Consider the following 4521-nt stretch of genomic DNA (forward strand, 5'->3'; position numbering starts at 1 on the left):
AGGCACTCCCCCTTCAGAAGGGTGTCAGGCGAGGTCGGCGCTGGTCTTCTCGTAGCGGTGCCAGAGGGCCGGCATCTCGACGGCGAGGTAGCGGAAGAGCTTCTCCATGTTCCGCAGCCGGGCCAGCCGCCCCGGATCGGCGCCCTCGGCTTCGAGGGCTTCGAGGCCGTCCGCCATCGTCCGGTGGAAGTTCGGCCAGCTGAGGAAGGTGTGCTGGATGACCCGGGGCCAGGTGGCGTCCTGAAGGGTGAGGTAGTAGTCACCGTCCTCTGTGCTCTCGGCCTCGGCGTCCTCACGGATGAAGAAGCCGGCCGGAACCAGTTGGTCGGACATCTTGTCCACCGCGTCCCGGGAGATGCCCAGCCCGGCACTGATCTCTGATGCGCGCTGCCGCGGCGGGTCGGAGATCAGTAGGTAGCCGATCACCTCTCCGCGGTCGGCGGCCATGCCGTCCTTCTCGTAGTAGCGGCCGATCCGGGTGACGATCTCCCGTTCGGCCTGCGGGATGGCGGATGCTGCGGTCATCGGGCGTGCCCTTCGCTAGCGGTGGATGGAGGTGGTGGTCCGTCAGTTCGCGGGCGGGGTGACGCCGACCGAGCGCAGGTGGACGGCGTGGCGTGCGGGGGTCGAGTGGTCCAGGAAGGCCGCGAGGCCACTGCCGGCTCCCCAGTCCTCACGGATCCGTCCGACGATCTCAATGGCTGCCAGGGACTGGCCGCCGAGCTCGCTGAACTCGTCGTGGGCCCCGATGCCCGGACGGCCGAGGACTTCCTCCCAGACCCGGATCACCGCGGCCACCAGGGCGTCGCCCTGTTCGGCGACGGCCGGTCCGGGCTGTGCCGGCTCCTCGGGGAAGGGGAGCGCGGAGCGGTCCGCCTTGCCGTTCGGGAGCAGGGGGATGCCCGAGAGGAAGAAGAAGCGGGTGGGCAGGGAGTGCGCGGGTACGGTCCGGGCCAGGTGCTCGCGGCACTGCGCGGGGGTCAGCAGGCGGCCGACCTCCGGCACGACGTAGGCGACGAGGACACCCTCACCGACCCGGGGGTGACGGGCCACGACGACGGCCTCACGGACGTCCGCGTGCTGTTCCAACGCGGTCTCCAGCTCCCCCGTCTCCACCCGGACGCCCCGGATCTTCACCTGGCCGTCGAGGCGGCCGAAGAACTCGATGCCGCCGTCGGGCAGGACGGCCGCGAGGTCTCCCGTGCGGTACATGGTCGCGCCGGCCGTCGTGGCGAAGGGATCGGGCAGGAACCGTTCGCTGGTCAGCTCGGGGAGACGCCAGTAGCCCTGGCCCACCCCCACGCCGCCGATGTGGAGCTCGCCGCGTTCGCCGTCGGGCACCGTGCGCCCCTGGTCGTCGAGGACGTAGGCGGTGTGACCGGGCAGGGTACGGCCCCAGGGGATCGCGTCCCGCTCCGCGTCCTCCTTGCGCACCGCGAACACCGTGCTGCAGCAGGACACCTCGGTCATGCCGGCCACGTTGTACGCGCGGATGCCGGGGCCCAGTTCGGCCAGTGCGGTCACCGTGGAGGGCGGGAAGCGGTCACCCGCCAGCACCACGGTGCGCAGCGTCGCGGGCAGTCCGCTCCCCCGCCGCCGGGCGGTGTCGGTGACCGGGCGCAGCAGCGCCGGGGCCGAGGACCAGGTGGTGACCGACTCGGCGCCCAGCAGGTCCAGCAGCGCCCCCGGGTCGGTGCGTTCGGCCGCACTCGGGATGACCACGGTGCCGCCGACGGCGAAGGTCGCGAAGAGCTCGATCACCGACAGGTCGAAGTTGAGGGAGGACACCTGGAGCACGCGGTCGGTGTGGTCCAGACCGACCGCTTCGGCCAGCGACCGCATCGTGTGCGCCACGCCGCCGTGCCGGTTCATGGCGCCCTTGGGGCGGCCGGTCGAGCCCGAGGTGTAGATGAGGTACGGAAGCCGGGCCGGGTCGGGCTCCGGGAGCGGGAGCGTCCCCTCCGGGTCGACGGCCCGGTCCGCACGCAGGCCCTCCAGTCCGGCCAGGTCGGGAACCCGGGCCGCGGCCTCGTCCACCAGGACGGTCCGGGCGCCGCTGTCCGCGAGGATGAACCGGATCCGTTCCTCGGGGTACGCGGGGTCGACGGCGACGTACGCCGCACCGGCCCGCATCACGGCGAGCACCGCGACCACCATCTCCGCGGAGGGCGCCATGGACACCCCGACCAGCTCTCCGGGGGTCACTCCCCGCCGCAGCAGCAGACGGGCCAGGGCGGCACTGCGCGCGTCGAGCTCGCGGTAGGTCGTCCCCCGGCCCGCGTGCCGGATCGCCGTGGCTCGCGGGCGCTGCTCGACCTGTGCCAGAGCCAGCCCGTGCAGGGTCCACCCGGAGTGCCGGTCCACGTCGCCGTCAGTCCTGGTATCGGGCATGAGTCGATTCCTCCTACGGCGGTGACAATTCATTGATGAGTTTCCCGCGGATCCCGACAGCGGTCGATACTAGCGAGCCGAACGCGGCCGGCACAATGGCCCTCGAAGCAAATTTCGCACGAACCTACCGACGCCGTCCGGGCGCCCCACTGCCATTCTTCCGACGTCCGTCCGAGGATTCTTCCGGATGCTTGACCGACCCGGGTCCGCACTGCTCTATCATTTCGGCACATGACCGAGACTCAGCTGGATTCCGACCGCTGGTTTCTCCGTACCGGGTGCAGGCACGACCCCCGGCTGACCGTCCTGGCCGTGCCCTGGGCGGGCAGCGGAACCGCCGCCTACCACGGCATCGCCGATCTACTGCCGCCGGACGTCGCCCTGTGGATGCTCCGGCTGCCGGGCCGTGAGGTCCGACGCTCGGAACCACTCGCCACCTCGATGAGCGAGCTGACGATACCCGCGGCAGCCGCCTGCGCCGAGGCTCTGACCAGTGACTTCGTGCTCTTCGGGCATAGTTCGGGCGCCCTTGTCGCATTCGACATCGCTCGTCGACTACGCCGGGACCACGGACGGCTGCCCGCCCTGCTCGCCGTGTCGGCGCAACCCGCACCGCACCTTCCGCCGCGCTACGCCCCCATCCACTCACTGCCCGCCGACAGCTTCCTGGACGCCCTCGACGCACGCTGCCACAGCGTCCCGCAAGCACTGCGCGAGGACGCGGAAATGAAGGAGGTCTATGTTCCGGCCATGCGGGCGGACGTGACCGTGGAGGAAACCTACGAATACGTTCCGGAACCGCCACTGGAATGCGCGCTATCAGCCTTCGGAGGGAAATCCGATACCGAATGCAGGATTTCCGATCTGGAGGCATGGCAGGTTCACACGTCAGGGAATTTCACCCTCAACGCGCTACCGGGTGACCATTTCTTCTTCCAGACCTCCCGCGAATCGGTGGTGAAACTCATCGTCGATCAGGCCGGCTGACCCGCACCCGGTGTCCCGCCGCCCGGGCGGCGGGGCACCGGAGCGGTCACCGGTCCCGAACGCTCACTGGTCGTAGTAGCCGGCCAGGGTGCGCGGCCGGGGCCGGTCCTCGTCCGCGGCGGGCGGCAGGCAACTGCGGCGCAGTGCGTCGAGCCCGGGCAGGCCGGCCATCACCTCGTCGAAGGGCAGTCCGAAGTCGACCAGGCAGGCGATCTCGTCCACACCGATCGCGGACAGCCGCTCGACCACCCCGGCGCACTTCGCCGGGGTTCCCAGGAGCGAGCGGCGGTCGTAGAAGTCCCTGGCCACGAGGCCGGCGAGTTGGTCCTGCTCGGCGTCCGACATGGCGGTCGAGGTGTCGTCGCTGCGCTTCTGGCGCAGGAACGTGGACAGGTAGCGCTGCACCGGGTCGCGCACCAGCGCCCACACCTGTTCCTCGTCCTCACCGACGTAGGTGTGCATGCCGACGGTGACCACACCCGCGGCCGGGTCGAGCCCGGCGGCGGAACGCGCCTTGCGGTAGGCGGCGGCGTTGTCCGCCAGCCGGTCCCAGCTGTCCAGCAGCGTCAGCACGCCCAGATCGCGACGGCCGGCCTCGATCCAGGTCTGCGGGTTGGACGTGTGCACCATCCAGAGCGGCAGTTCCGGCTGGTGCGGGCGGGGATACGTGCGGACCGACAGCGTGCTGCCCTCGGGCCCGTCGAAGGAGGTCGGCTCCCCGCGCCACAGGGCGCGCAGGGTGTCGACGGTGCTGAGGGTGTACTCCCGCCGGTCGGTGAAGTGTTCGGGCTGGAACACGAAGTCGCCGCGGTGCCAACCGGTGGCCAGGCACAGGCCCACCCGCCCGCCGGACAGCTGGTCGACCAGGGCCCACTCCTCGACGATGCGCACCGGATGGTGGTGCGGCACGACCACGCTGCCCGCGCGCAGTTGGATCCGTTCGGTGACGGCTGCGATGGCCGCGGCCAGCACCGAGGGGTTGGGGAAGCTCCCGCCGAACTCCTGGAAGTGGCGCTCGGGCACCCAGATCGCCCGGAATCCGCGCGGGTCGATGAAGCGGGCCACGTCGAGGATGAACCGGTACCGTTCGCGCGGTGTCCGCCGGTCGTCCGCGGCGAAGAAGTACACACTGAAGTCCATCGC

General features: G+C 70.7%; 4 protein-coding genes. 1 reads left to right on the forward strand and 3 read right to left on the reverse strand.

The genetic code is table 11. The features are described 5' to 3' along the window. Nucleotides 1-24: 24 nt before the first annotated feature. Entirely contained in the window at nt 25-525 is a 501-nt protein-coding gene (locus ACFYOU_RS28340) for a hypothetical protein (protein ID WP_391309485.1), read from the reverse strand. A gap of 42 nt (nt 526-567) precedes the next feature. After that, nucleotides 568-2391 carry an amino acid adenylation domain-containing protein gene (locus ACFYOU_RS28345; protein ID WP_391309486.1) on the reverse strand — a complete coding sequence of 608 codons (1824 nt, stop codon included), beginning with the start codon at nt 2389-2391 and terminating at the stop codon, nt 568-570. A gap of 231 nt (nt 2392-2622) precedes the next feature. Between ACFYOU_RS28345 and ACFYOU_RS28350 the strand changes: the two genes are divergently transcribed. Continuing rightward, complete coding sequence (locus ACFYOU_RS28350; protein ID WP_391309488.1) at nt 2623-3378, forward strand: alpha/beta fold hydrolase; 756 nt, start codon at nt 2623-2625, stop codon at nt 3376-3378. 63 nt (nt 3379-3441) lie between these two features. Here ACFYOU_RS28350 and ACFYOU_RS28355 read toward each other — a convergent pair whose 3' ends face one another. Beyond that, nucleotides 3442-4518, reverse strand: a complete 1077-nt coding sequence (locus tag ACFYOU_RS28355; RefSeq protein WP_391309490.1) for a MupA/Atu3671 family FMN-dependent luciferase-like monooxygenase — start codon at nt 4516-4518, stop codon at nt 3442-3444. Nucleotides 4519-4521: the final 3 nt, after the last annotated feature.

Source organism: Streptomyces sp. NPDC005955 (assembly GCF_042871255.1).
Classification (GTDB): domain Bacteria; phylum Actinomycetota; class Actinomycetes; order Streptomycetales; family Streptomycetaceae; genus Streptomyces.